The sequence below is a fragment of the Streptomyces sp. MMG1533 genome, assembly GCF_001279775.1.
Lineage (GTDB): Bacteria > Actinomycetota > Actinomycetes > Streptomycetales > Streptomycetaceae > Streptomyces.
This window is the reverse complement of sequence record NZ_LGDG01000247.1, coordinates 39320-63817: the sequence shown is the minus strand read 5'-3', so window position 1 is coordinate 63817 and position 24498 is coordinate 39320. Positions and strand designations below refer to the sequence as shown.

Sequence of the window (24498 nt, the reverse complement as noted above, 5' to 3'; positions counted from 1 at the left end):
AGCAGTGAAGGCCTTGTCACCGTGTCAAGGTCAAAGGCTCACCGGGCGACTTCGCACCTTCGCCGGTCTTGAGGGCCCACCCGGGGGACGACGTGAATGGCACCTTGACCATGGAATCGGTGGTCTGCCCGGCAACCATTGCAGGACTGATCTCCCTGGACGAGGTCATGACGAAGCTGTGACTGGTTCGGCGGTCGAGTTCAACAAGGGCGTGGATCTCGTGGGCGAGCGGGGTCACGTCGCGGACGGCGACCGTCCACTCGTCCGCGTACCGTCGTGCGGCCTCACCGGAGAGACCGAGTTGCAAGGACCGGTACGGCAGGGGCTGTAGGCGCAGGTCCCGCTCGGGGTCCCACCGCACGCGAGCGGGCGCACGCTTCAACTGACGCCGGCAGGTGGCTCGGTCGGGGTACACCCCGCGGACGTAGCCCGACAGACACGCGTGACGCAGCCCCCACTCGAAGCCGTCACGGCTGATCCCGACAGCCAGGACGGTCTCCTGCCCCGCTTTCGCGCCCCAGCCGCAGCGGTACATCATCCACAGGAACGACGGCTTGATCCATGTCAAGCCTCCTCGTAGCCCCCAGCGGGACGAGATGGGAAGGACTGTGCTGCCGGTCAGACGGCCCGGCTGAACCGTATGCCGCAAGGCTGTCCCATCGGGCTGCGGCAGGCCTCTCCACCTGGCGCGGCGCCCTGGGCGGAGTAAGCAGTGGCTCCGAGGCACTCTGGAGGACGCGGACTCGTTCCCGGAGAATGGCAGGCGTCGGACAGCAATTCAGGGGGACTGGCATGACCAGCTCGCAGCGGTCGGAGGGGGTCAGCGCGGCACTCGCCGCCTTTGTCTCAGCCGTTCTCTCAGTAGCGCTCACCATCACGGGCACCCTGGTCGGCCTCAGATCCCAAGCCTCGCAGGGGGAACTCTTCCTCGTCCTGACCTGGATATTGATCACGACCTCCGTAGTCTCCGGTGCGGTCGCAATGTGGATACTCGCCGACTCTATCCGGAAGAACGTGCGAGAGCTGGAACATCTGCGGAACCTCGAGGATTACATGCCTCAGCTTGTTCGGTTTCGTCGACGGCACGACACCTTTGTTATTCGTTCCGACGGTGACGCCCTGTTGTCCATCACGTGTGATGTCGAATCACCCACTGCGGCATTCGTGCCATGGATATCTTTCGCCACGACTGCAGAGGTGGCCCGCGGAGGTCCGGAGTGGGAAAGCATCCAAGTGAGGCGCGTATGCGTGGACGGAGTAGACGCTGACCCGGCCGTCTCCTTCGTGAAGCTCTACCGGAAGATACCGGTCGACGAGTCCAGCGTGAACGGTCGCTTGGTCGAAGTAGGGGCCGTACGAATACCTGTTTCACTCGACTCCGGTCGGACGCGATGTTCGTTCGACGTGGAACTCGAACTGCGTGGGGCCTTCACCTACATCGACCAAGAGGAGAAATGCTACGCGGAAGTGCCACATGTGACGGACGAACTGAGGGTGATAATCAAGGGGGAGGACGGGCTGAGGATCTCATGTTCTCCATTTGCTGAGCACCGTGTTAAAGCAACTCTCCTCAGTACAGAGATGCCTGACCTTGTCGAATCACAGGTGCAGTCCGCTTACTGCCAGATGTCCGACGAAGTTCGTTGGGTAACCAAGAATGCCAAAGTCGGTTACTCCTATGCTATCGCCGTGCGCGGTCAGCCATGACCGGAGGCGGCAAGCGGCCATCGGGCAGCGATCCAGGCCGCCAACTCGTCCGGCTCCAGTCGGACGTCCAGAGAACGCAATCGACAGTAGACGTCTCGTACAAGGGCCGGACGCCGGAGCAACAGCTCCGCTCCGGGATGTGGGTCGAGGGACGCCCAGGCAAGCGCGAAGCCGACCCAGGAAGCTGAGGAATCGCGAGACGCGGTGATCTCGGACCGGTAGGCCATCCAGGCTTCGGCGTAATCGCCAGCGGCAAAGGCCCTGTCCGCAGCGCTTGCTTCGGACTCCAACTCTGGGCAGCAAGCACCGGCTTCGGGCGGGATGACCTGACAGCGGATCAGGTCTGAGCGAGTGGGCAGCCATGAGGCAATAGCGTCAGGGACGAGTGCATCTGGCGAGAGGTCGTTGTGACCGCGCGCGGGTCCCGCTCCAGTGCGAGTGGTGATCAGCCAGGCATGAGACACCTGCGCCACTGTCCGCACATCTGGCTGCAGATGATGCAGTCGCCAGGCGACTTGGTGGTCCCTTCCCACGGTTTCGACGGCCGCCGCGATGTCCTCAGGAACCGGTTCCTTCAGCCAGGGCCTGATTTCACCCTCGATCTGCTGCAGGACTCGTCTTCCGGCCACTGTGAGGGAATGGTTGTCCTTCAGCGTATCGAGTGCCTGGCAGGTCGCGGCACGCCATCGCGCAAATTCGAATGCGGCGGTACGGCGTGACCCCTCTTCCTGGGCGCGATACAGAGCACGCCAAAACCGGGTCACTCCAAAGAATGCGTAAATACCCTGGAGTAGCCCGCCGACCGGACGCGGATCGTCACGCCAGGGTGCGTAGAAGCGCGCCTCCGGGGCGTTGTCGTGTAGTGCGACGAGATGAAGCAGGCCACCCAGCATGATGTGCTGGTATTCGTGGACCAGCGTTGCAGCAAGTATTGCCGGACTCTCAGGCCTCGACATGACCACACCGCCGAAGGCCTCGCCGCTGGAGGCACTGGAAACCTGAAATCGGCCGGGGGCGGGCACCGGCACGAGAACGTTGAGTACCGAGCGCATAGCCCCGGCCTGTTGGGGGAGATGGCGGCAGATGAGCCTCCAAGCGTCCTCCAGCGCACGCTGCCAAGCGCGTACCTCAGCGATCTCTACGCGGTCAGGTTGTCTGGGGCCGTACAAGCCCCGGTAGGGATCCAGGTCTTCGAACAGCAGTGAGAGCGTGTGCTGGCCGGAGGCCACGGCAAGTCGACGAAGCCCTGACCATCCTGGCGCGTCGTCAGCGAGATTGTCGGGAAGTCTGATGGTCGTTTCACCCCAGCGGATCTCTGTGTGTCCCGATGTTGAGCACACCTCCGCCACCGACGCCTCTGTCCCCTCGGCCACCGAAGTCCCAGCCATGCTGGTCAGGTGGGCGGTACCGAGGGTTGGCAGGGCCACCATGCCATTACGCACCGGAACTTGGACTTGTACATCGAGTCCAGCACGGATCGACGCAGCGGCAGCAACGCTGTGTAGATGCCCGACATGCACCCACAGTGGACTGGATTCGCTGCCACGGCCTCGTAGTCGGCGCAGGGTGTGCCCGGCCCAATTGCCGACGTAGGGGTACGTCAGTACCGCATCCAGGTCGGCGGGTGACTTCTGTTGGACGCGATCGAGGAGGTCCCAAGCGCGGTTCAAAGGCGGCAGGGGGCCGGAAACAGCCCTGTGCCCCCTCGCCTCGTCCAGCATCGCTCGCAGCATGAGCAGTGTGCGACTGCGCTCGGCTCGCCTCAGAAGCCAGACGACGTCTAACCCCGCACAGCCACGCGCGAGGAGGTCGATGTCCGCCCGGGAGATCTTGTGCTGCGCCCATTGCCGTGCCCCGCTCATACGGCTGACTGCAAGGCCAGAGTGCCTGTGGGCACCACGTCGACCACCAGTTCCCCCTTCAGTCGCATCGAGCCCCGGTGCCGCCTCCTTCGCCGCCTCCAAGGCTGATTGCCGGTGTGCGGTCAGCCTGCGCAACGACGTGCGCGAGCGCACAATCCATCTCGGCGCCAGCCAAGTCGCGTAGCTCCGACATACGGCACGCCCCCAGATCGGGAACATCCGACAGCACAATGTCGAGGTCTGAAACGAGCGGTGAACGGAGCTGTGCGCTCATGAAGATCCCACTCTCTTCCGCGTCCGCCGAACAAGGTTGTGTGCGCTGTGTGGTCTTCGCAGTATGACTGTTGCCTCGATCTCTCAAAACCCTGCCGTTTCAGGTCGTCGCCAACAGTCCGAGCGGTGACCGAGGTACTGGCGAGGGCGAAGGAAGCGTTCGAGGATAGGGACAGCGCTGATGAAGGGTCTCCCGGACACATGTGGCGTCACGGCGCGTAGCAGGTGCGTACAGAGCGGAGTGGCCCTCGGCGGAGATGTCCTCGAAGCCGCCAGCCTCTTCGCAGCGATCAGCTGTTGCAGCGCCGCTTCGGCTTGGGCAGCCGCCGGCTCGACAGGAACCCCTTGGTCCTGGCCAGTCGGCTTCCGCACAGCAACTGGGTGTCGATCGAGCAATCCGCGTACATGCTGGCGGACTTGGCCTGCCAGATGAGCGGTAAATCGTCGAGGGAGCCGACGTTGAAGAGTTGCACGCAACGCAGCTTCATAAGCTCGGTGTCGCCGCCACCCTGGGCACAAGCCGCGTGGGGACCAGCCGGACCAGCCATGCAGTCTGGTCCGTTCAGTGCTGGGCGCTGCTGGAGTGACCTTGGCCCGTCCTGCGTATCCACAGTGACATGTCGCTGCTCGTCGCGACGGCGATGGTCTGCCGGGAGGGTGAGAAGCCGGCTGCCCGGAATTCGGAGTAGTTCGAGTGGAAGATTGCCACCGCCGCTCGCCATGAAGGCCGGAGTGAGGCAACCTGCCGTCGTGGGCGAGCAGGACCCGATCATTCGGCCACGCCGGGTGGCAACCTCCAGAAGCGAACCGTCTGCGGTGGTGGTGTGGAGTCCTCCGCCGAAGAGCCCCGCTGTGTACCCGGCTTCCGGTGATCGGCCCGAAGCCGGGGCAGGACAAGTCCGGTGTGCGGTCGGGTGTTTCGTCCTCAGGGTCGGGTCCGCGGTGCCTGGCGATCTTCTTCCCGGTGACGGCGTGGAAGAGGCCGTGACCGTCGTGCGAGACGACCATCACCAAATCGCGGCGATCCTCGGGACGCGACAACAAGCCGATTCCGAGGAGCCCTCCGACGGGGACAAAGACAACGTGTTGCCAGGGTTTGGGTGCGTTCAGCAGGCTTCCTTGCAGACGGTGAACGCGGCTTGCTGACCCATGTCAAACCGCGTTCACAGACCTTTTGGGTCCTGCGGTTGTGAGGGAGGCCGAAGGCTCGAACCGGGAGTCCTGCAATCGATGCCGATGTCGGAGCCGGACTCACGGCGTCCGGAGGGTGCGATCGCGGGGCGGAGGAGGCACCGGACGTGCAACCGTTCGGGACCGACAGGAGTCTAGCGGTCGAAGGGATGTTCCCCCGGGGGACACCGTCCGTTTGCCCACATTCCAACAGAGGTTCCCTCCATGCCGATGCCCCCTCGCAACCGTCGCGCCTCCCGTGCCGCTGTTGCCTCCCTCGGCGCTGCCGGCCTGATCGCGCTGGCCGCGGCTCCCGCCGCCTTCGCCGATGAAACCGCACCCGAATTGGTCATTGGAGGCATCGAGCCGCTCGACGGGCTGAAACCGGGGAGCACCTTCGATGTGCCGGTCACCGTGGCGAACAAGGGCACCGGAGCCGCCGAGAAGGTATGGGTCTACTACGCCGTCACCCGGGGACTCGACTTCGCGGAGGTTCCCTCCAACTGTCGAACACAGTACGTCCGCCCCTACGACGAGATGCCCGAGAGGTGGACCGCGGTGTGCGCGTTCGACCAGGCGGTGGAGCCAGGCGTCGTCTACATGCCCGAGAGGCCTCTCGTGTCGGGGAAGACGATCCGGGGGTGGACGACAACGGCACTCCGCCGGTGATGGGAACCGCACCGGCGGTGAAACTGGTCGAAAGCCAGGCCGGGGGCCAGGGGTCCGCGCGAGTCGTCGATGTGCCCGTCACCTCCGTCAACTCGGCCGACTTCCTGGTGACGGGTGCCGCGTTGAAGGGGAGCGTCGGTGAAACGGTGCCGATGAAGGTGGAGTTCACCAACGCCGGGCCCGCCTGGGTCATGACCAAGGTGGGGGAGCCCTCCGTCAGGGTCATGGTCACGCCGCCCGCCGGAACGTCGGTCGTCAAGACCCCCGGCTTCTGCAAGGCCAGGGGCGAGGCGTACGACTGCGGCACGAGTGAGCGGGCTCTCTACGAGGACGGCCGCGAGGCCTACACCTTCAAGCTGAAGATCGACAAGCGGGTGGCGCACGCCAAGGGCTCGGTGGCGCTGAGCACCGAGGCGCGGCCGTCCGACCCCGACAAGACCAACGACCAGGCCGACATCACGCTGGACGTCACGGGTGGGGGGCCGACTGGCTCGACGGGCAGCGCGAGCGGATCGTCCGGTGGGTCGTCCGGCGGGTCGTCGTCGACCGGCGGCGAGGGGACGACGGCGACTGGCGGCGACGGGACGACGGCGACTGGCGGCGCCCTGGCAGACACCGGGTCCTCGGCGCTGCCGATCACGGGCATGGCTGCCGCGGCGGTGGTCACGGGTTCGGGCGTACTCGTCATCGTGCGCCGCCGCCGCGTTCAGAGCCTGAGTTGACGACCGTCCGACGCGAGCGGTGGCCCCCGCCCCGGGCCGCTGGTACGGGCCCCCGCGCTGCCTTGACCGGTCGCGCCTCCAGCGGTTCCCGGATCCGAACCGACCTGTTGAGCGGCGTCCACGAACCCCGTTGCCGGCGATGGGCCGGGGCGTACGGCCGAACAGCATGACGCGGGCTCCTTCAACCGTCGGTCATCCATCGGTTCGCGGGGCGGCAACGAGAACAACGTTTCCGTGCCGCCCCGAGTTCCGACCGGCACCGTCAGTCCGACGCCGCCCCGCCCGCGTTCGCCAGGCTGAGGTCCCGCATCCGGCAGAACTCGCCCGCCGGGTCGCCCCGGTAGCGCCACGGGAGGGCATCGACGTACCCGTCCACGAGGCGGAACTGCTCTACGGCCGCCTCGTCCCGGTCCTGGAGGCACAGGTAGTACGCCAGCAGGTGGCGGACCTCCGCCAGGCGCGGGTGGGCCGGATCGGCGGCGGCCACGTCCGCGAGGGCCGCGTCGACCAGGGCCCGCATCTCGGGCGTACGGTCGCCGTCGGCCGAGTCGGAGTCGTCGTGCTCGAAGTGCGCGATCAGGGGGAACGCCGTCATCAGGCTGCCCAGAGGGGCCCTCCCGGCGGCGCTCGCCGCGAACTCTCGGGCCAGCTTCTCCGAGCCACGCCACTTGGCGCACCAGTACTGGAGGGCGAAGTAGTGGGCCTCGTAGTGGTGCGGGGAGCGGTCGGTGAGCTCCTTCCACAGGCGGTCCATCTCGGCGTGCGGGTAGCCGAGCCCCAGGGCGGTCGGGATCTCGCCGATGTACGGGGTCGGGTCGCCCTCGACGGCCAGTGCGGCCGCACGGGCGTGCTCCTCGCGGGACCGGGCCATGACGCGGTGGAAGCCCTCGAACTGCTCGGCGGTGGTGTACTTGGCCCGCTTCGCGCCCCGGATCTTCGAGGCCAGGGCCACCGTGCTGCGGGCCCGCACCAGCGCGGCGCCGGGGTCGTCGGGGCGGGCGGTCTCCCATGCCAGCAGCCAGGTGTCGTCCTCGGCGGCGAGCGACGAGAGCCGTCCGCTGTGGAACGAGCGGTGCTCCCAGTCCCGCGCGTCGGCCGTGGCGTCGAGCAGGGCCGCGGCCGGCTGCCAGTCGCCGGCCCTGGCCGCGTCGAGCGCCGAGACGAGCGCGGCCGGGAGCGGTGCCGCGGCCTGCGTGTTCTGCCGCTCGGGCGGCAGCAGGCCGAGGGCGGCGGCAGCAGCGGGCAGTTCGTACTCGCCGCCCCCGTCCTCGTCGCCCTCCCCGCGCCAGCCTTCTACGGCGCCCTGGACGATGGCCTTCAGGAAGTACAGGCCGAGGGCGAGCAGGGGGAGTCCGATGACGGCCAGGACGATCCAGAGGATGATCACGTCAGACCTCGGTGCTTCGGTCGTGGTGGGTGAGCAGCGCCCGCAGCGGGGCGGTGTCGGGGGCGTCGGCGACCGCCGAGCCGACCACGGCGTCGAGGTCGGTCTCGGTGCCGTCGGAGGCGGGCGGCAGGTGCGGGATCGCCGACCGCTCCCAGGAGAACTCCCAGCGCAGCAGCGAGCGGGCGTTGAGCTCGGCCAGTGCCATGCTGATCAGCGACTTGTGCAGGGTGGGGCGTACGAACTCGCGGAAGACACGGCCCTCCGAGGCGGCCGCCTCTTCGGACAGTGGCAGCCGCTTCGCCAGCTGCCACAGGCGGCCGTCCTCGATCACGTCGAGCAGCGCGGGCAGCGTCGGCTGCTCCTGGGTGTACTGCCTGAGCGCCCCGTGCAACGGCGTACCGTCGGCGGCGAGCGCCTCGGCCATCGAACGGTCGAGCAGTTCCTGCCAGTCGCGGGTGCGCCCGAAGCGCCGTACCTCGTCCGTGAGGACCGCGTCCTCCAGGGCCGCCAGGGTCCGCTCGGGGGCGGACAGGAGGTCGAGGGCCGCGCCCCGGGCCTCGTCCGCGCGGCCGTCGTCGGGCAGTTCCTCGATACGGCGGACCCGGTCGGCGATGGGCGGGTGCGAGTCGTACGGCGACAAGGGCTCGGTGGGCAGGTCCGTGCGCAGTCCGGACAGTTCGAGCTGACGGGCGGTCAGCATCCGGGCGAAGCCGCCGAACACCTCGCCGTGCGGCGGCAGCAGCCCCTTGTCCGAGCCCAGGGTGGCGTAGCTGCCCATGTAGAACCCGAACGCGGCGTCCAGCACCGGGATCTCGCGCAGGGCCGACGCGGTGGCGTCGCGGCCGACGATGCGGGCGGCCGCGGCGTCGGCGGCGTACTCCTGGCGGCGGGAGACGGCGAGTGTGGCGCGGAAGTAGAGCTTGGCGTAGCCGATGTAGATCTTCGCCATCGCGCGGTACGTGACGCCCGCGTGGCCGGTGTCGACCTCCTTGGCCTGCTTGCCCTTCGCCTCGGCCTTGGCGTTCTTCTTCTCCTGCCGGGCCTGCTCGCGCGCCGCGGTCCTGTCGGCCCGCTGCTCGAAGTGCGTGATGGTGCGCAGGACCTGTGCGCGGCCGCGCACGGTGAGGGCGGCCAGGCGGGTGTCGGAGTTCGAGTAGTGGCCCAGTTCATGGGCGAGGACCGCCCGCAACTGGGCCTCGGACAGGCCCTGCAGCAGGGGTACGCCGAGGTAGAGGCGGCGTGGTCCGGGCAGCAGGCCGAGCAGACGGGCATCCTCGGACACGGCGGCGTTCACGTCGGCCGTGAGGACGATGCGGGACGGGGCGCGGGTGCCGACCTGTTCGGCCAGGTCCCGTACGGTGCGCCAGAGTTCGGGCTCGTCGGCCTCCGTGACGGGCAGGCCCGCGGTCTCCTCGTCGCGCGGTGTGCGCAGCATGAACAGGCCGCGCACCAGCGGGATCGCCAGGAGTACCGAGACGATGGTCAGCTTCACCGTGACGCTGCTGGGAGCGTGCAGGTACAGCAGGTAGTCGCCGCCGGCGAGCAGGGCCAGCAGCACAACGCCGAGCAGATAGAAGCCGGCGAGCAGCAGAAGAGCACGCAGCGCGCGCAGAGTCGTGCCCATCGGGCAGAGGTCCCCCCACAGGACGGATCCGAAGATCGGAAGAAATCGATCGTGAAACGGCCCGGTGGTCGGAGAAGCACGGGACGTGCTCATGACCAACACGGGTGTAACGGCGGAGTATGACCGACCGATCCGTCACGAGGCAAGACGAATTCGGGGCACCGCCCCATGCCTGCCTGGTGAGGGCTCCCCAGACGCACGACCTGCCCGGTGAGGGGCTACGCCGCGGACGCCCTCAGTGCGGCAGTGTCGCCGGGCTCCCGCCGTTGGCCTCGTAGCCCGCGACCGCCAGTGCCCGGTAGACCGCGAACTCCGCGGCGGGGTCGGGGGACAGGGTCCAGGGGAGGGCGCCGACATGGCCGTCGATGTGGACGAGCTGGCTCATCGCCTCCGCCCAGCGCTCGGCGCGCACCAGGAAGAAGACCAGCAGATGGCGGACGTGCGCCGACATCGGGTCGTCGGTGCGGGCCGAGTGGACGGCGTGCAGTGCGCCGTGGATCGCCTTCGTCACGACCTCGCTCTGGTAGAAGCCGCTGACCAGGTTCACCTCGGGGAGGTGCTCGAAGACCGCGAAGAGAGGCATGGCCGCCAGCAGGGACCCCCGGGGGGCTCTCGCGGCCGCCGCCTCCGCGAAGCCGTACGCCTGCTCGCGCGAGCCGTGCCACTTCTCGCACCAGTAGTGCAGGGCGGCCAGATGCGCCCCCAGGTGGTTCGGGGCACGGTCCAGGATCTTCAGCCAGAGCTGCTCGAACTCCGGCTGGGAGTACGCCAGTCCGCGGGCCACCGAGAGCTCGACGAGGTACGGGATCGGGTCGCCCGGGGCCAGCAGCGCCGCGTCGCCGACCGCCGCCTGCGCCTCCTCCATGATGATCCGGAACTCGTCCGTGCCCGGCGTCGACGTCCGCCACGCCTGCTGGACCAGGAACTCCGCGTGCACCGCCGCGCCGCCCGCGTCCTTGGGCGCCTCGGTCCGCCACACCCGCAGCCACTGCCCGCCCGGCGTCTCGCTCACCCCGCCGGGCCGCTGTCGCAGCTCCAGCGAGGCGGCGCCCGCGAAGGCCTGCACGCGCTGCCAGCGCAGCTCGCCCGCGGCCTCCGTGCCGGCGAGGAGCTGGGCCGCCGCCCGGTAGTCCTGGGTGCGCTGCACCAGATCCAGTACCTCCTCCAGGTCCTGGTCGGGACCGGGCATCCGGACGTCCAGCTCCTCCTGCTGCACGAAGCCGTAGTTCGCCGGGTCCGCGGCGTCCGGGTGGCCGGGCGGTACCTGCTCGATCATGCCGCGCCTGCGCCGCATGAAGGGGAGCAGCACGAAGCCGAGCATGACCAGTGCCATCAGGACCCAGAGAATTTCCATGTCTCAAGGGTTCCAGACGTCTCCGACAATTGGCCAACCCGGTCGGCGCCCTGTGGAAAACTCTCGACGACGGCCTGTGGAAAACATTCGGGGCCCTTGTGCCTGCGCCCTCAGGCGCCCGTGCGGCCCCGCCGTCACCCCGCCGACCTCGCCGTCCCTCATCACGCCCGCGAGCGCACTACGCTCGGTGCCCATGAGCGACAGGCACATCAGTCAGCACTTCGAGACTCTCGCGATCCACGCGGGCAACACCGCGGATCCCCTCACCGGCGCGGTCGTCCCGCCGATCTACCAGGTCTCGACCTACAAGCAGGACGGCGTCGGCGGCCTGCGCGGCGGCTACGAGTACAGCCGCAGCGCCAACCCGACCAGGACGGCCCTGGAGGAGAACCTCGCGGCCCTGGAGGGCGGCCGCCGCGGTCTCGCGTTCGCGTCCGGACTGGCGGCCGAGGACTGCCTGTTGCGTACGCTGCTCAGCCCCGGCGACCACGTGGTCATCCCCAACGACGCGTACGGCGGTACGTTCCGCCTCTTCGCGAAGGTCGTCTCGCGGTGGGGCGTGGAGTGGTCGGTCGCCGACACCAGCGACCCGGCCGCGGTACGCGCCGCCATCACCCCGAAGACCAAGGCGGTGTGGGTGGAGACCCCCTCCAACCCGCTGCTCGGCATCACCGACATCGCCACCGTCGCCCAGATCGCCCGGGACGCGGGCGCTCGGCTCGTCGTCGACAACACCTTCGCCACGCCGTACCTGCAGCAGCCGCTGTCGCTCGGTGCGGACGTCGTGGTGCACTCGCTGACCAAGTACATGGGCGGCCACTCGGACGTCGTCGGCGGCGCCCTGATCGTCAGTGACCCGGAGCTCGGCGAGGAGCTGGCGTACCACCAGAACGCGATGGGCGCGGTCGCCGGGCCCTTCGACTCGTGGCTGGTGCTGCGCGGCACGAAGACGCTGTCGGTGCGCATGGACCGGCACAGCGAGAACGCCACCAAGGTCGCCGACATGCTGACCCGGCACGCACGCGTGACGAACGTTCTGTACCCGGGTCTGCCCGAGCACCCCGGTCACGAGGTCGCCGCCAAGCAGATGCGGGCATTCGGCGGCATGGTCTCCTTCCAGGTCGCGGGCGGCGAGGAGGCGGCCGTCGAGGTCTGCAACCGCGCCAAGGTGTTCACGCTCGGCGAGTCCCTGGGCGGCGTCGAGTCCCTGATCGAGCACCCCGGACGCATGACGCACGCGTCCGCCGCCGGCTCGGCCCTGGAGGTGCCCGCCGACCTCGTACGCCTGTCCGTGGGCATCGAGAACGTCGAGGACCTCCTGGAGGACCTCAAGCAGGCGCTCGGGTAGGGCCTGTCCGGCGGATCATGCTCCTCGGTCCGCAGACTTGGGGCCCGGCATGCCGATCTGCGGCGTTGTCGTCGGTGGCCGGCTCCCCCACTCCCGACTTCGCTCGAGCCGCCGATTTCCTGCGACCCGGTCCGCCGGACAGGCCCTGGTCGCCGGACGTGCCTGGCGGGCTCACCAGTCAGTGAGCGGTGGAGTCGTCTCCGACGGCGGCTCCACCCAGGGCTGGACCATGAGCGCCCACACGACGAAGGCGACGACCACGGCGGCGAGCAGCAGCCACAGCAGACGCCGGGCGGCCCTCCTGCGCCGCAGCATGCGGCCGCCGCGCCGCACGACCTCCCCGTACAGCTCCGGCGGCACGGACGGCACGGACCGGTCCATGATCCGCCGCACGGTGGCCTCCCGCTCCGGCCGGTTCACACCCACCTCCGGCAGACGGGCCATCGTGCGCCGCCGATCCGCTCCACGGCTGCGTCATGCGGCCGCCTCATGACGGCGCCACCCTCGGCCCCGCCACCGACGGCGCAGGGCCACGCGGCGGATGCAGCAGGGTCGCCGTCGCCCGGTCGCAGAGGGTGCGGACGCGTTCCACGGGGAGGCCGAGAAGTGCCGCCGCCTGCTCCTCGGCGACGCCCTCGTACAACCTGAGGACGAGGATCAGGCGTTCCTGCGGGGTGAGCCGGGCCAGGACGCCGGCCGGGTGCCGACGGGTCCGGACCAGCCCCCCGTACTGGTGCCACGCCCCGCGCGCGAAGCGGGTGGCCAGGTATTGGCGGGCCCGGTCGTACGGGTCCTCGCCGCGCAGCCGGTCCCAGGACGCGTACGTGTGGGCGAGAGCCAGCGTCAGCAGGCGTCGCGCGCGCGGGTTGTCGTGCGGCTCCTCCGCCGTGAGGAGCGTGGCGGCGTGCAGCAGCCGCCCGGCCGCGCCCGCGACGAACGCCTCGAACTCCCGGGCCCGACGGGCGACCTGGGCCGCTTGCCGTTGCCTCACCGCGCCTCCCGCCTGAGGGCGATCCTGAGGGAACGGGTCCGGCCGCGTACGCGAGGCGAAAGGGCGCGTACGACTGGGACCCGGTCTCATATGAGGCCAGGCGCGGCCCGTTGGTCAAGAGCCGCGCACGGCCGAGGCGGCCTTGGAGGTGTGCGGGGAGCCGTCGTTCAGGAGGCCGACGGCGCGTCCGCCCCCGGAACGTCCTGGGTCGCCATCCGCGCGGAGAGGGCGGTGTTGAAGCGCGTGAGGAGCGTGCAGAACGCCTCGCGCTCCTCGGGCGCCCAGTCGTGTGTCAGCTCGGCCATCAACTGACGCCGGGACGAGCGCACTTCCTCCAGGCGCGACAGCCCGCGCGGGGACAACTGGAGCACCACCGCCCGCCCGTCCTCGGGGTGCGAGGTCCGCTTGACGAGCCCGGTGTCGACGAGCGGAGCCACCTGACGGGTGACCGTCGACGAGTCGATCCCCATGCTCGCGGCGAGCGCCTTGACGCCCATCGGGCCTTCCTTGTCGAGCCGGTTGAGCAGCAGGTACGCGGCGCGGTCCATGGAGTTGCGCACCTGCCCCACCCCGCCGAGCCGGGTCTGTTCGGCACGTCGGGCGAACACCGCCACCTCGTGCTGCAGCGTGTCGAGGAGACCGCTGTCACCGACGGTCGTCATGTCCATCGACATTTCAGGTGTTGTGGGCATGGCCGGGGGCTCACTTCGTGAAAGGGCTGCTGGATTGGGGGACAGGGTACGCGGCCCGGAGGCGGGCCGTACCGGGGCTGGGCAAACCAGTCTCGGAGGTTGGTCACACAGGAGGTCCGCGCGTGTGAACTGCGAGACTTGAGTCATGAACTACCGTGAGGCCCCCTCCGTGCCACCGGTGACGCTCGACGACGTGCGCGGTGCCCAGAAGATGCTCTCGGGCGTGTCGCGGGTGACCGCGATGGAGGGCAGCCGACACCTGACCCAGCTGGTCGGCGCGCCGGTCCACTTCAAGTGCGAGAACCTCCAGCGAACGGGATCGTTCAAGCTGCGCGGCGCCTATGTCCGGATCGCCGGACTGCTGCCCGAGGAGCGGGCCGCCGGTGTCGTCGCCGCGAGCGCGGGCAATCACGCCCAGGGCGTGGCGTTGGCGTCGTCTCTGCTCGGCGTGCGTTCCACGGTGTTCATGCCGAAGGGTGCCCCGCTGCCGAAGATCAGCGCCACGAAGGAGTACGGCGCCGAGGTGCGCCTGCACGGCCAGGTGGTCGACGAGACGCTGGCCGCCGCGCAGGAGTACGCGGAGGCGACCGGTGCGGTGTTCATCCACCCTTTCGACCACCCTGACATCATCGCAGGTCAGGGCACGGTCGGCCTGGAGATCCTGGAGCAGTGTCCCGAGGTGCGCACGATCGTCGTGGGCATCGGCGGGGGCGGGCTCGCGGCCGGCATCGCGATCGCGGTGAAGACCCTGCGGCCGGACGTGCGGATCGTGGGCGTGCAGGCGGCGGGCGCGGCGGCGTACCCGCCCTCGCTGGCGGCCGGGCGCCCGGTGTCGATCGAGAACCCGGCGACGATGGCCGACGGCATCAAGGTCGGGCGGCCCGGCGACGTGCCGTTCGGGATCATCGGCGACCTGGTGGACGAGGTGCGCACGGTGACGGAGGACGAGCTGTCCACCGGGCTGCTGCTGTGCCTGGAGCGGGCCAAGCTGGTCGTCGAGCCGGCCGGGGCGAGCCCGGTCGCCGCGCTGCTGAGCGACCCCGGTTCCTTCGAGGGGCCGGTCGTGGCGCTGTTGTCCGGCGGCAACGTCGACCCGCTGCTGATGCAGCGCGTCCTGACCCACGGCCTGGCCGCGCAGGGCCGCTACCTGGCCGTACGCCTCCGGCTGACGGACCGCCCCGGTGCCCTCGCGACGCTTCTCGGGGTGTTGTCAGTGGTGGACGCTAACGTCCTCGATGTGGGCCACGTACGGACCGATCCACGGCTCGGGCTCACGGAGGCGGAGGTCGAGCTGCACCTGGAGACGAAGGGGCCGGCGCACTGCGCCGAGGTCGGCCAGGCTCTGCGCGAAGCGGGCTACACGGTCATCGGCTGAGAGCGGACGACTCCTCGTCACCCGTTTCGTCACCCGTTCGGGAAAGTCCATTGAGAGACGCGATACATCGCGTTATGGTGTGTCGCATCCACTCGTCGATGTGTATCCATCGACGTGTCACCCGGCAAGCGGAACAAAATGCACATATCTAGGCTTTCTGAAGATTCCTCAACGACGTGGAGACTCATATGCCAGGCGCCATCTACGCCGAAGGCCTGGTCAAGACCTTCGGCGACGTAAGGGCTCTGGACGGCGTCGACCTCGATGTCCCCGAGGGCACCGTGCTGGGCCTGCTCGGGCCGAACGGCGCGGGCAAGACGACCACCGTCCGCTGTCTGACGACCCTGCTGCGCCCAGACAGCGGCAAGGCGGTCGTCGCCGGCATCGACGTACTGAAGCATCCCGACCAGGTGCGGCGCTCGATCGGCCTGTCCGGCCAGTTCGCCGCGGTCGACGAATACCTCACCGGCCGCGAGAACATCCAGATGGTCGGCCAGCTCTACCAGATGAAGGCCAAGGCCGCGAAGGCCCGGGCCGAGGAGCTGCTGGAGCAGTTCCACCTCGCGGACGCCGCGGACCGCCCCGCGAAGACCTACTCGGGCGGCATGCGCCGCCGCCTCGACCTCGCCGCGGCGCTCGTCGTGTCCCCGCCCGTGATGTTCATGGACGAGCCCACGACCGGCCTCGACCCGCGCAACCGCCAGCAGCTGTGGGAGGTCATCAAGCAGTTGGTCTCCGGGGGTACGACCCTGCTGCTGACCACCCAGTACCTCGAAGAGGCCGACCACCTCGCCCACGACATCGCCGTGGTCGACCAAGGCCGTGTCATCGCCCGCGGCACCTCCGACCAGCTCAAGGCCCGCACCGGCGGCGAGCGCGTCGAGGTCGTGGTGCACGACCGCGAGCACATCCCGACCGCCCGCGAGGTGCTGGCCGGCTTCGGCAAGGGCGACACCACCGTCGAGGAACACACCCGCAAGCTCACCGTGCCGGTCACCGGCGGCGCGAAGCTCCTCGCCGAGGTCATCCGCGAACTGGACGTCCGCGGCATCGAGATAGACGACATCGGCCTGCGCCGCCCGACCCTGGACGACGTCTTCCTCTCCCTGACGGGCCATGTGGCCGAGGCCAAGGTCGAGGAGAACGGCGCGGCCGCCAAGGAAGCCAAGGACCGCCGGCACAAGAAGGAGACCACCAAGTGAGCGCCGTCACCGACGCCGTACGGATCACGGCGCCCACCAACCCCGTCACCCAGTCGATCCGCGACTCGCTGGTCGTCGCCAAACGCAATCTGATCCGGATGTCCCGCATCCCGGAGATGGTCATCTTCGGGCTCATCCAGCCGATCATGTTCGTGGTGCTGTTCAGCTACGTCTTCGGCGGGTCGATGAACATCGGCGGCACCACCGACCCCGGCGTCTACCGCGAGTTCCTCATGGCGGGCATCTTCGCCCAGACGGTCACGTTCGCCACCGCGGGCGCCGGCGCGGGCATCGCCGACGACATGCACAAGGGGCTCATCGACCGGTTCCGCTCACTGCCCATGGCGCGGGGCGCGGTGCTGACCGGACGGACGCTCGCCGACCTGGTGCAGACCGCGCTCACCCTGTTCGTGCTGGCGATCGTCGCCCTGCTGGTCGGCTGGCGGACCCACACCAGCGTGGGCGAGGTGCTCGGTGCCTTCGGGCTGCTGCTCCTGGCGGGATACGCGTTCACCTGGATCGGCGCGGTGATCGGCCTGTCCGTGCGCACGCCCGAGGCGGCCACCTCCGGCGGACTGATCTGGCTGTTCCCGGTCACGTTCATCTCGAACGCGTTCGTGGACTCCAGCCGGATGACGCCCTGGCTGCGCCATGTCGCCGACTGGAACCCGTTCAGCGCCACGGTCCAGGCCTGCCGCGTGCTCTTCGGCAATCCCGGGGTCTCGACCTCGGAGGCCTGGCCGATGGAGCACCCGGTGTGGGCCTCGCTGCTCTACTCGATCCTGATCATCGCCATATTCAGGACCCTGGCGGTGCGGAAGTACCGGTCCGCGACGGCCTGAGCCGGCCGCCGCGTACGGCATGACGGCGCCCCCGGCGTCAGCAGGACGCCGGGGGCTCGCCAAGGACGTGCGGGGGGTCGGGTCAGCCGCTGTAGGGCTCGGCCTTGAGGATCGTCACCGAGGCCTTCTTGCCGTTCGGCAGTTCGTACTCGGCGTCCTCGCCGACCTTGTGGCCGATCACGCCGGAGCCCAGCGGGGACTGCGGGGAGTACGTCTCCACGTCGGCGCTCGCGTATTCGCGCGAGGCCAGCAGGAAGGTCATCGTGTCGTCCTCGTCACCGTCGAAGGCGATCGTCACCACCATGCCGGGCGCCACCGCACCGTCGGCGGAGGCCGGGGCCTCCCCGACCTTGGCGTTGTCCAGGAGCTGGGTCAGCTGGCGCACACGGAGCTCCTGCTTGCCCTGCTCTTCCTTGGCCGCGTGGTACCCGCCGTTCTCGCGCAGGTCGCCCTCCTCGCGCGCGGCCGCGATCTTGGCGGCGATCTCCGTGCGCGCAGGACCAGACAGGTACTCCAGCTCGGCCTTGAGCTGGTTGTACGCCTCCTGGGTCAGCCAGGTGACGTTCTCGCTGGTCTGGGTCACAGGTGCTCCTCGTAGGTACTGGGAATACAAAGCATCGCCCTACCCAGAAGAATGTTCCTTCTCGGATGGGCGAAACCACGAGCCTAACAATTCAGCGGGCCAAGGGGGAGGACATAAGCCTCAGAATCCCGTCGCCGCAGGTCAGCGCAGGTCAGCGTCTACGCATTACGGAGGACCTCAGTCGGCGTGGCAGCCGAGCAGCTCGGCCGTCGTGCCCGGCGACGTCGTGCGCAGTGTGACGACCTTGTCGATGCGGCTGGCGTCCCCGTCGAAGCGGAAGTCGGCCCGGCCCACCTCGGCGCCGTTCTCCGCCTGGGAGCGCAGGGTGCAGTAGCCGCTCGCACCGGAGTCCTTGCGGACCTCCAGATGCACCTGCACCGTGTCCTTCCCGGGCTCGAACGTGATCACCTCGGCGCTGATCTCGTTCTGGCCGACGTAGTGGTAAGCGAAGTAGCCGACGAGGGCGAGGAGCAGAGCGGCGAGGACGGCACCGGCGATCTTGAGCTTGTGGTCGGCGCGCTCGTCCGAGGAGCGACCGTAGCGGCCCTCGGGCAGTCGCGTGCTCGCCGTACTCATGATCGTCCTCCCGGCAAGGCTCCCGAAGTGTGGGCCCCGGAATTATTGGCCCCTCGATTCGGTCACTATAGAAGCGCCGATCGCACCCGCTCACACCGGGCGCCGACATTACGAGGATTGAGTCTTGACTGACCAGCTGCGACTGATGGCCGTGCACGCCCACCCCGACGACGAGTCGAGCAAGGGCGCGGCCACCATGGCGAAGTACGTGTCCGAGGGGGTGGACGTGCTGGTCGTGACCTGCACGGGCGGGGAGCGCGGCTCCATCCTCAATCCGAAGCTCCAGGGCGACAAGTACATCGAGGAGCACATCCACGAGGTACGCAAGAAGGAGATGGACGAGGCCCGCGAGATCCTCGGTGTGGGGCAGGAGTGGCTCGGTTTCGTCGACTCCGGCCTGCCCGAGGGCGACCCGCTGCCTCCGCTCCCCGAGGGCTGCTTCGCCCTGGAGGACGTCGACGAGGCAGCCGGCGAGCTGGTGAAGAAGATCCGCTCGTTCCGTCCGCAGGTCGTCACGACGTACGACGAGAACGGCGGCTACCCGCACCCCGACCACATCATGACCCACAAGATCTCGATGGTGGCGTTCGAGGGCGCGGCGGACACCGAGAAGTACCCGGAGGAGGAGTTCGGACCGGCGTACCAGCCGCTGAAGCTCTACTACAACCAGGGCTTCAACCGCCCGCGCACCGAGGCGCTGCACCACGCGCTGCTGGAGCGGGGCCTGGAGTCGCCGTACGGGGACTGGCTCAAGCGCTGGGACGAGTTCGAGCGCACCGAGCGCACGCTGACCACGCACGTCCCGTGCGCCGACTTCTTCGAGATCCGCGACAAGGCCCTGATCGCGCACGCCACGCAGATCGACCCCGACGGCGGCTGGTTCCGCGTCCCGATGGAGATCCAGAGGGAGGTCTGGCCGACGGAGGAGTACGAGCTGGCGAAGTCCCTCGTCGACACCTCCCTCCCCGAGGACGACCTCTTTGCGGGCGTCCGCGACAATGCCTGACATGAGCGCAAGCGCAAGCCTGGCAATGACGCACCTCGTGACCCTCGCCAAGGAGGTCGACGAGGACAAGGTCACCCCCGGCGTCCTCGGCTTCATCGTCTTCGCGGCGATGGCCCTGGCCGTGTGGGCCCTGATGAAGTCGATGAGCCGCCACATGGGCAAGGTCGACTTCAAGGAGAGCCCGGACCCGAAGACGGGGTCCGTGGACGCCCCCGCCGAGCCCGGGGCGAAGCAGGGCTGACGTCCGCCCACCGGGTTGCGGCCCTCACCGGCAGTGGTCGGCCAGGGACAGCAGCAGGTGGGCGGACTCCGGCCGCAGATGGTCGGAGTGGGCGCCCGCCGGACCGTTCCCGCGCACGAACACGTCGCTCGCGTCGACACTGACGAAGCGGTGGTCGAGGGCGGCGAGCGGGTACGGCTCGTCCGGCGGCAGCATCCGGATCGCGGAGACCGGGGCGGGTGCGGTGCCGATACCGGCGTACCCGATGCCCGCCCGTTTCTCCGCCCGCAGATGCCAGAAGCCGGTGGCCCGGTCGTGCTGCGAGTACGTCGCGACGACCGGTCCGTGCAGGGGCGCCTCGGCGAGTGCGGTGAAGGTTGCCGCGAAGGCGTCGCGGGGCGCCGCCATCTGCAGCAGCAGCATCGAGTCGACGCTGAAGGGCCGCCCGGCCGGCGCCGGCGTACTCCACCCCAGGGTGAGCGCCTCCTGGTCCGCCGCCCACTGCACGGCCTCGCACAGGAGCCTGCAGCCGAAGGAGTGCCCGACCAGGTGCAGATACTGGCCCTCCCGGTTGGCGAGCACGGGCGGGGCCGCCGGATCGGCACGGCGGGCGTCCAGGTAGCCGAGCAGACGGCCGATGACGCGGGCCGCGTGGCCTTCCGTACCCATGGCGTGCGCACGGTCCCGGATGCGGCGGTAGCCGCCGAGGGAGGGGAGCGAGCGGGAAGGCCAGCGGATGAGGACGGTCCAGGGGCGCCAGGGTTCGAGCCGGGGGTACCGGGTGTCGTCGTACTGGGCCGCGGTCAGCGCCAGCAGCCGCTGTACCGCCGTGAGCGCGGACTCCGGTGTGGTCTGCCAGCCGTGGACGTAGACGAGCAGGTCCGTGGCCCAGGGCGGCGGGGCGAGTTCCTCGGCGAAGCGGGTGTCGAGGCGGTGGGCCGGGACGGGGCGAGGGCCGGTGGGCGTGTCCTCGAGGAGCCATCCGTCCGGGGCGAGGTCCACGACGCGGACGTCGGTCCGGCTCATGAGGTCGCCTCTGCGGGCTCGGCCCGTTCCAGACGCGCGTCCATGCCGCAGTGCAGGGCGTAGGCGAAGCCGAGGGGGTTGTGCAGCTCGTCGGCGAAGTGCCGGGCGACGGCGTGGGCGATCGCTCCGGCGGTCTCCTCGCCGGTGAGGTAGCGGGTGAGGAACTCCAGGGCGTACTCGGCGGCGAAGACCTGCGGCATCTCTATCTGCGGGCCCAGGATGCCGCGGGCGCCGGTCTCGATGAGGGCGTGGCCGAGGTAGGCGAGGTCGGCGTCTCCGGGGAGGCCCGCGTAGCAGGCGTTGAGGAGGACGAACGGATGGAAGGGGGCGCACTCGTGGCGGGGCGGCCGGTGGGCGCGCACGGTGTAGGCGTCGACGGGCTTCTGGTCGGTCAGCTTCACCACGAGATACGGCGGCTCGGGTTCGGCCGGCTTGAAGTGACCATGGCACCAGAAGTACATCAGCTGCTCGTCGAGGGTGGCGTCCTGCAGTGCCTGTTCCAACTGCGGACGGGTCGTTCGCTCGATCAGGGCCCCGCCCCGGGCGAGCGCGGCCGCGACCTCGGTGGCCCTTGTGCCGCCTCGTCGGTCGATGCCGGTGTCGTGGTTGAGGCTCAGGGCCGGTATCGGCTTGGGCGGGTGGCCGATTCCGTCCGAGACCGCCGTGTAGAAGCCGCCGCCGGTCTGCTCGATCCGGTGGCGGTGGCCGAGGAAGCGCCGGAACACTCCCGCGAATCCGGGCTCGTCCGTCGCGTCGGGGGGAAGGCACAGCATCGGCCACGGCACGAAGAGGTCGGAGTCGAAGCGGACCCGGAGCGGTTTCTCCGCGCGCAGCGCCTCGGTGAGGAAACCGCGGAACAGCTTCACCGGCTCACTGTCCCCGCCGAGCAGGACGTCGAACAGCAACTGGGATCCGTATGCGGCGAGTTGCGATATCGCGGCCAGCAGTTCGCCCTCCGGCTCGGCCGTCAGGTCCACGAGCGTCGCGTAAGGGAAGGCCGGGCGGTCGGGCGCGGGACGCCCCGACTCGTCGAGGGACTGTACGTCGACGAACTCCTCCTTCCACATGCGCCGCAGCCGCGCCGTCACGGAGCGGACCTCCCGGGGTTTCGCCTCCAGGAAGGTCTTGTGCTCGGTGCCGCTCAGCGCGGGAACCGCGGTGCCGTGCATCCGGGCCAGGATGCGGTCCCGGCCGTACAGGTCGAAGCCCACGACCAGGTCGGGCGGCTGGACGCGGGCCGGGAGGCGAGTGAAGCCGTCGCTCGGGTCCTGGACGATGCGGACGGGCAGATCGCGGGCCACCTGGTCAGGCCCTCCGTTCGGGAGCGGGCGGCGCGGCGGCCGGGGGCACGGCTGCGGAGCGGCTGGTGACGTCGAACTCCGTCTCCACCTGCTGAAGCACCGTTCTGGACTGCGTGTGCTCGATGGTGAACCGGATGCGGTGGCGGCCCGTGCAGTGCGGGACGAAGCTGAACAGCGCGCCCATGACGAGCGGTACGGAGTACGCCGGTTCGATGTCGGAGTCGGTCAAGGGGGTTGCCCGTGCGGTCAGCTGCGACTGGAAGTCGACCGGGTCGGACCACCACGGATGCTCGGGGCCGGGCATGACGTGCAGGCTGATGTGGGCCGGCCTCCCGACGACCGGAGGCCGCCTGTTCAGGAGCGTGAGGCGGACGCGCGATGCCGTGAGCGGCAGGTCGTCGGGAAGAGAGTCATCGCTGAAGGCACCTGGTTCGGGCATGAGGTGGCGGATGGCATGGGGGAGCTTGACCCACTCGCCGTCCCAGTTGATGCCGTCGAGGACACGACGCGGATAGCACCCCGCGAGCGTCCGTATCGCCAGTTCGGGCCGGCTGCCCGGGGGCAGCCCGTCGCGCTGGAGAGCCACCCATCGCGCGCCCGCGATGTCGTCGATCGCCTCGAAGTCGAGCTGAGCCCTGTCCAGCCACGTCGAAGCGTCGGAGTGGGGCCGGCGCACATTCGCGTGGATGGCCAGTTGGAGCTCTGTCCAGGCCTGGCCGCCCCTGCATCCGGCTTCGACGAAGACGTCCAGAGCCTGGTGCAGGTGCACCGAGTCACTGCGGTACGCCGTCAGTGCGAGGTGATGCAGGGCCCAGGCCCGCCCCAGCCGGTCCGGCAGGGACTCGAAGGATTTCAGCGCCCGGTTCAGGGTCCTCGACGCCATCGCCGGCTGTCGGGCATCGGCGTACGCCACCCCCAACGCCAGCGTCGCCCAGGCCTCGCCGCGCACGTCGCTGCACCGTTGGTGCGCCCAGGGCGATTCCCTCAGCTCTCGTACCACCTCGGGTTGCGGACCCTGCAGCAGCAGTGTGACCCGACGCAGCTCGGTGGCCGCCCAGGTGGCCCCCAGCACGTCGCCCACGTCGCGGAACGTGTGCCACGCCGTTTCGAGTCGCTTGCGGGCCTCCTCCAGGTCCCAGCGCATCAGTCGCAGGCGTCCGTAGTGGAGGACGGCCCAGGCCTCGCCACGCCGGTCGCCGCGTACCTGGTGGGTCTCGATCGCCCGACGCAGCAGCGGGCCGACAGCGTGTGGCTCGCCCCGGTCGGCGTGGATCGCCCCGCGGATGTGCAGGGCCCAGCCGTCCGGCCTGTCGGCGGGGAGGGTGTCGAGCGTGGCCTCGGCCTCCCGCAGGAGGCCCATGTGGTGCTGGGTGACGGCGAGTTCACGGACGGCGTCCGCGGTGTCGACACCTGCCAGCGTGCGGGCCGCGGCCTCCGGCTGTCCGGCGTGCCGGACGGCCATGGCCAGCGGGACGGTGAGCACACTCCGGTCGCCGCCCGCACGCTCCAGCCCCGCCTTCAGCATCAGCAGGGGGAGCAGGGCCCCTTCGACGGCCAGCTGCCGCGCCAACCAGCCGGTGAATCCGCGAGGGCCCCGGGCACCGGCGCGGACAAGGCGCAGTGCGAGGTCGACCGCGGACTCGGCCGCCTCGCCCAGTTCGCAGGGCTCGTCGATCCAGGAGCGGGCCAGGTGTCTGTCCAGCTCCTGCGCGATGCGGTGGCGAGTGTGGCGAGCGTGGTTCCGGGTGAGCTGTTCGCGCACCGAGGGACGCACTTCGTACCAGCCGGGGCGGGACTGCTGCAGCAGCTGATGCTCGTGCAGCCGTTCGATCGAGCGGCGTCTCTCCGAGGGAGTGGTCCTGCGGCGGGACAAGGGCATGTCCGGCGAGAACTCGCCTCCCTGCCAGGCGACGAGGGCGTCGAGCAGGGTGGCGTCCTGGTCTGTCAGCAGCCCGTATCGCCCCGTGACCCACTGCTGCGGGGAGGACTCGTCCAGCGGGGCCACCTCGTGGCGCAGGATGCCCGGATCGTCGTCCGTAGGCACCCGGCTCGTCCTGGACGTGACGATCAGGATGTGGCGCGTGCCCCTGAGCAGTTCGGCGAGCCCCCTCAGAAGTTTGCCTTCGGGGGCGCCGAGGGCGTCGAGCACGATCAGCGACGGTATGGCCTTGGACCAGTTCCGGCTGGTGGCCCTGGCCAGCGAGGTCAGGTCTCTGGGCTTCCCCAGGAGCGCGGTGCACAGTTCGCCGGGCGGAACCTCTCCCGCACGCTGGAGCACACGCAGCAGTGGCTGCTCGGGATTGCCTTCGCGGTAGCTCATCGCGAGCCACTGGACGGGCAGATCATGTGACGCCCCGAGCTCGGCGGCCAGCCTGCGTGCCAGCGTCGACTTTCCTGCGCCCGCAGGGCCGTGGAGCACGAGGATGCGCCGCCGACCCGGGGCCGGGAAGTCCTCCAGGGCAGCCCGCAGCCGTCGCATCTCGGCGTCCGTGTGCCGTTCCGCGGCGTCCATCTGCCGTCTCTCGGCGTCACGCGCCGTACCCGGCAGCCACTCGCTCACCCGCGCCC

At 69.5% G+C, this 24498-nt stretch carries 22 protein-coding genes and 2 pseudogenes; 9 read left to right on the top strand and 15 right to left on the bottom strand.

Features of this window, described 5'->3' with window-relative positions:
- Positions 1-202: 202 nt before the first annotated feature.
- Positions 203-622, bottom strand: a pseudogene (locus ADK57_RS52630) (DUF4291 family protein); the annotation flags it as partial.
- Positions 623-792: 170 nt separating this feature from the next.
- Here ADK57_RS52630 and ADK57_RS34505 point away from each other — a divergent pair.
- A complete protein-coding gene (locus tag ADK57_RS34505; RefSeq protein WP_159050201.1) occupies positions 793-1707 on the top strand; it encodes a hypothetical protein in 915 nt (304 codons plus the stop codon).
- Here the strand turns inward: ADK57_RS34505 and ADK57_RS48180 are convergent.
- The 3 genes and pseudogenes from ADK57_RS48180 to ADK57_RS51630 all read right to left on the bottom strand — a co-directional run bounded on the left by ADK57_RS48180 (position 1698) and on the right by ADK57_RS51630 (position 4967).
- Complete coding sequence (locus tag ADK57_RS48180; RefSeq protein ID WP_234390496.1) at positions 1698-3428, bottom strand: HEXXH motif domain-containing protein; 1731 nt, start codon at positions 3426-3428, stop codon at positions 1698-1700. The two genes, ADK57_RS34505 and ADK57_RS48180, sit on opposite strands and share 10 nt — an antisense overlap.
- Before the next feature lie 704 nt (positions 3429-4132).
- Positions 4133-4315 (bottom strand): hypothetical protein, encoded by a 183-nt coding sequence (locus ADK57_RS34495; protein ID WP_159050199.1) that lies wholly within the window; start codon positions 4313-4315, stop codon positions 4133-4135.
- Between the two features lie 89 nt (positions 4316-4404).
- Positions 4405-4967, bottom strand: a pseudogene (locus tag ADK57_RS51630) (hypothetical protein).
- Between the two features lie 270 nt (positions 4968-5237).
- On the opposite strand from ADK57_RS51630, the gene ADK57_RS51625 reads away from it, so the two are divergent.
- Positions 5238-5681 carry a hypothetical protein gene (locus tag ADK57_RS51625; protein ID WP_053753602.1) on the top strand — a complete coding sequence of 148 codons (444 nt, stop codon included), beginning with the start codon at positions 5238-5240 and terminating at the stop codon, positions 5679-5681.
- Positions 5654-6403, top strand: coding sequence for a hypothetical protein (locus tag ADK57_RS51620; protein WP_053753601.1), 750 nt, complete (start codon positions 5654-5656; stop codon positions 6401-6403). The genes ADK57_RS51625 and ADK57_RS51620 overlap by 28 nt, the downstream gene beginning before the upstream one ends.
- A gap of 262 nt (positions 6404-6665) precedes the next feature.
- Here the strand turns inward: ADK57_RS51620 and ADK57_RS34480 are convergent, their stop codons facing one another.
- From ADK57_RS34480 to ADK57_RS34470, 3 genes are all read right to left on the bottom strand, one after another.
- Entirely contained in the window at positions 6666-7790 is a 1125-nt protein-coding gene (locus tag ADK57_RS34480) for a hypothetical protein (protein WP_053753600.1), read from the bottom strand.
- 1 nt (position 7791) lies between these two features.
- Positions 7792-9414 carry a M48 family metalloprotease gene (locus ADK57_RS34475; protein ID WP_053753599.1) on the bottom strand — a complete coding sequence of 541 codons (1623 nt, stop codon included), beginning with the start codon at positions 9412-9414 and terminating at the stop codon, positions 7792-7794.
- Positions 9415-9649: 235 nt separating this feature from the next.
- Positions 9650-10768 carry a hypothetical protein gene (locus tag ADK57_RS34470; protein WP_053753598.1) on the bottom strand — a complete coding sequence of 373 codons (1119 nt, stop codon included), beginning with the start codon at positions 10766-10768 and terminating at the stop codon, positions 9650-9652.
- A 193-nt stretch (positions 10769-10961) separates the two neighbouring features.
- Here ADK57_RS34470 and ADK57_RS34465 point away from each other — a divergent pair, with 193 nt between their 5' ends.
- A complete protein-coding gene (locus tag ADK57_RS34465; RefSeq protein ID WP_053753597.1) occupies positions 10962-12116 on the top strand; it encodes a cystathionine gamma-synthase in 1155 nt (384 codons plus the stop codon).
- Between the two features lie 171 nt (positions 12117-12287).
- On the opposite strand, the gene ADK57_RS34460 is transcribed toward ADK57_RS34465, so the two are convergent.
- The 3 genes from ADK57_RS34460 to ADK57_RS34450 form a co-directional block, all read right to left on the bottom strand.
- A complete protein-coding gene (locus ADK57_RS34460; protein WP_053753647.1) occupies positions 12288-12536 on the bottom strand; it encodes a hypothetical protein in 249 nt (82 codons plus the stop codon).
- A gap of 67 nt (positions 12537-12603) precedes the next feature.
- Entirely contained in the window at positions 12604-13107 is a 504-nt protein-coding gene (locus ADK57_RS34455; RefSeq protein ID WP_053753596.1) for a sigma factor-like helix-turn-helix DNA-binding protein, read from the bottom strand.
- Positions 13108-13274: 167 nt separating this feature from the next.
- A complete protein-coding gene (locus ADK57_RS34450) occupies positions 13275-13781 on the bottom strand; it encodes a MarR family winged helix-turn-helix transcriptional regulator (RefSeq protein ID WP_199830745.1) in 507 nt (168 codons plus the stop codon).
- Positions 13782-13944: 163 nt separating this feature from the next.
- On the opposite strand from ADK57_RS34450, the gene ilvA reads away from it, so the two are divergent.
- The 3 genes from ilvA to ADK57_RS34435 all read left to right on the top strand — a co-directional run bounded on the left by ilvA (position 13945) and on the right by ADK57_RS34435 (position 17218).
- Positions 13945-15174 carry a threonine ammonia-lyase gene (ilvA, locus tag ADK57_RS34445; RefSeq protein WP_053753595.1) on the top strand — a complete coding sequence of 410 codons (1230 nt, stop codon included), beginning with the start codon at positions 13945-13947 and terminating at the stop codon, positions 15172-15174.
- A gap of 188 nt (positions 15175-15362) precedes the next feature.
- Entirely contained in the window at positions 15363-16376 is a 1014-nt protein-coding gene (locus tag ADK57_RS34440) for an ATP-binding cassette domain-containing protein (RefSeq protein ID WP_053753594.1), read from the top strand.
- Positions 16373-17218: an ABC transporter permease gene (locus ADK57_RS34435; RefSeq protein WP_053753593.1), complete on the top strand. Its 846-nt coding sequence runs from the start codon at positions 16373-16375 to the stop codon at positions 17216-17218. Before ADK57_RS34440 ends, ADK57_RS34435 begins: the two co-directional genes overlap by 4 nt.
- A gap of 82 nt (positions 17219-17300) precedes the next feature.
- Here ADK57_RS34435 and greA read toward each other — a convergent pair whose 3' ends face one another.
- The gene (greA, locus tag ADK57_RS34430; RefSeq protein ID WP_053753592.1) at positions 17301-17801 is read right to left on the bottom strand and encodes a transcription elongation factor GreA; all 501 of its coding nucleotides are present in this window, start codon (positions 17799-17801) and stop codon (positions 17301-17303) included.
- A 177-nt stretch (positions 17802-17978) separates the two neighbouring features.
- Complete coding sequence (locus tag ADK57_RS34425; protein ID WP_053753591.1) at positions 17979-18377, bottom strand: DUF4307 domain-containing protein; 399 nt, start codon at positions 18375-18377, stop codon at positions 17979-17981.
- A 124-nt stretch (positions 18378-18501) separates the two neighbouring features.
- Between ADK57_RS34425 and mca the strand changes: the two genes are divergently transcribed.
- Both mca and ADK57_RS34415 read left to right on the top strand, forming a co-directional pair.
- Positions 18502-19383, top strand: coding sequence for a mycothiol conjugate amidase Mca (gene mca / locus ADK57_RS34420; protein WP_078973506.1), 882 nt, complete (start codon positions 18502-18504; stop codon positions 19381-19383).
- On the top strand, positions 19376-19624 hold the full coding sequence (locus tag ADK57_RS34415; protein ID WP_078973505.1) for a hypothetical protein: 249 nt from the start codon (positions 19376-19378) through the stop codon (positions 19622-19624). Before mca ends, ADK57_RS34415 begins: the two co-directional genes overlap by 8 nt.
- 24 nt (positions 19625-19648) lie before the next feature.
- Here the strand turns inward: ADK57_RS34415 and ADK57_RS34410 are convergent, their stop codons facing one another.
- Genes ADK57_RS34410 through ADK57_RS34400 form a run of 3 tightly spaced genes read right to left on the bottom strand, consistent with a single transcriptional unit; the run spans position 19649 to position 24490 of the window.
- Positions 19649-20629: an alpha/beta hydrolase gene (locus ADK57_RS34410; protein WP_053753588.1), complete on the bottom strand. Its 981-nt coding sequence runs from the start codon at positions 20627-20629 to the stop codon at positions 19649-19651.
- Positions 20626-21930 (bottom strand): CHAT domain-containing protein, encoded by a 1305-nt coding sequence (locus tag ADK57_RS34405; protein ID WP_053753587.1) that lies wholly within the window; start codon positions 21928-21930, stop codon positions 20626-20628. Before ADK57_RS34405 ends, ADK57_RS34410 begins: the two co-directional genes overlap by 4 nt.
- Positions 21931-21934: 4 nt before the next feature.
- On the bottom strand, positions 21935-24490 hold the full coding sequence (locus tag ADK57_RS34400; protein ID WP_053753586.1) for an ATP-binding protein: 2556 nt from the start codon (positions 24488-24490) through the stop codon (positions 21935-21937).
- Positions 24491-24498 lie beyond the last annotated feature (8 nt).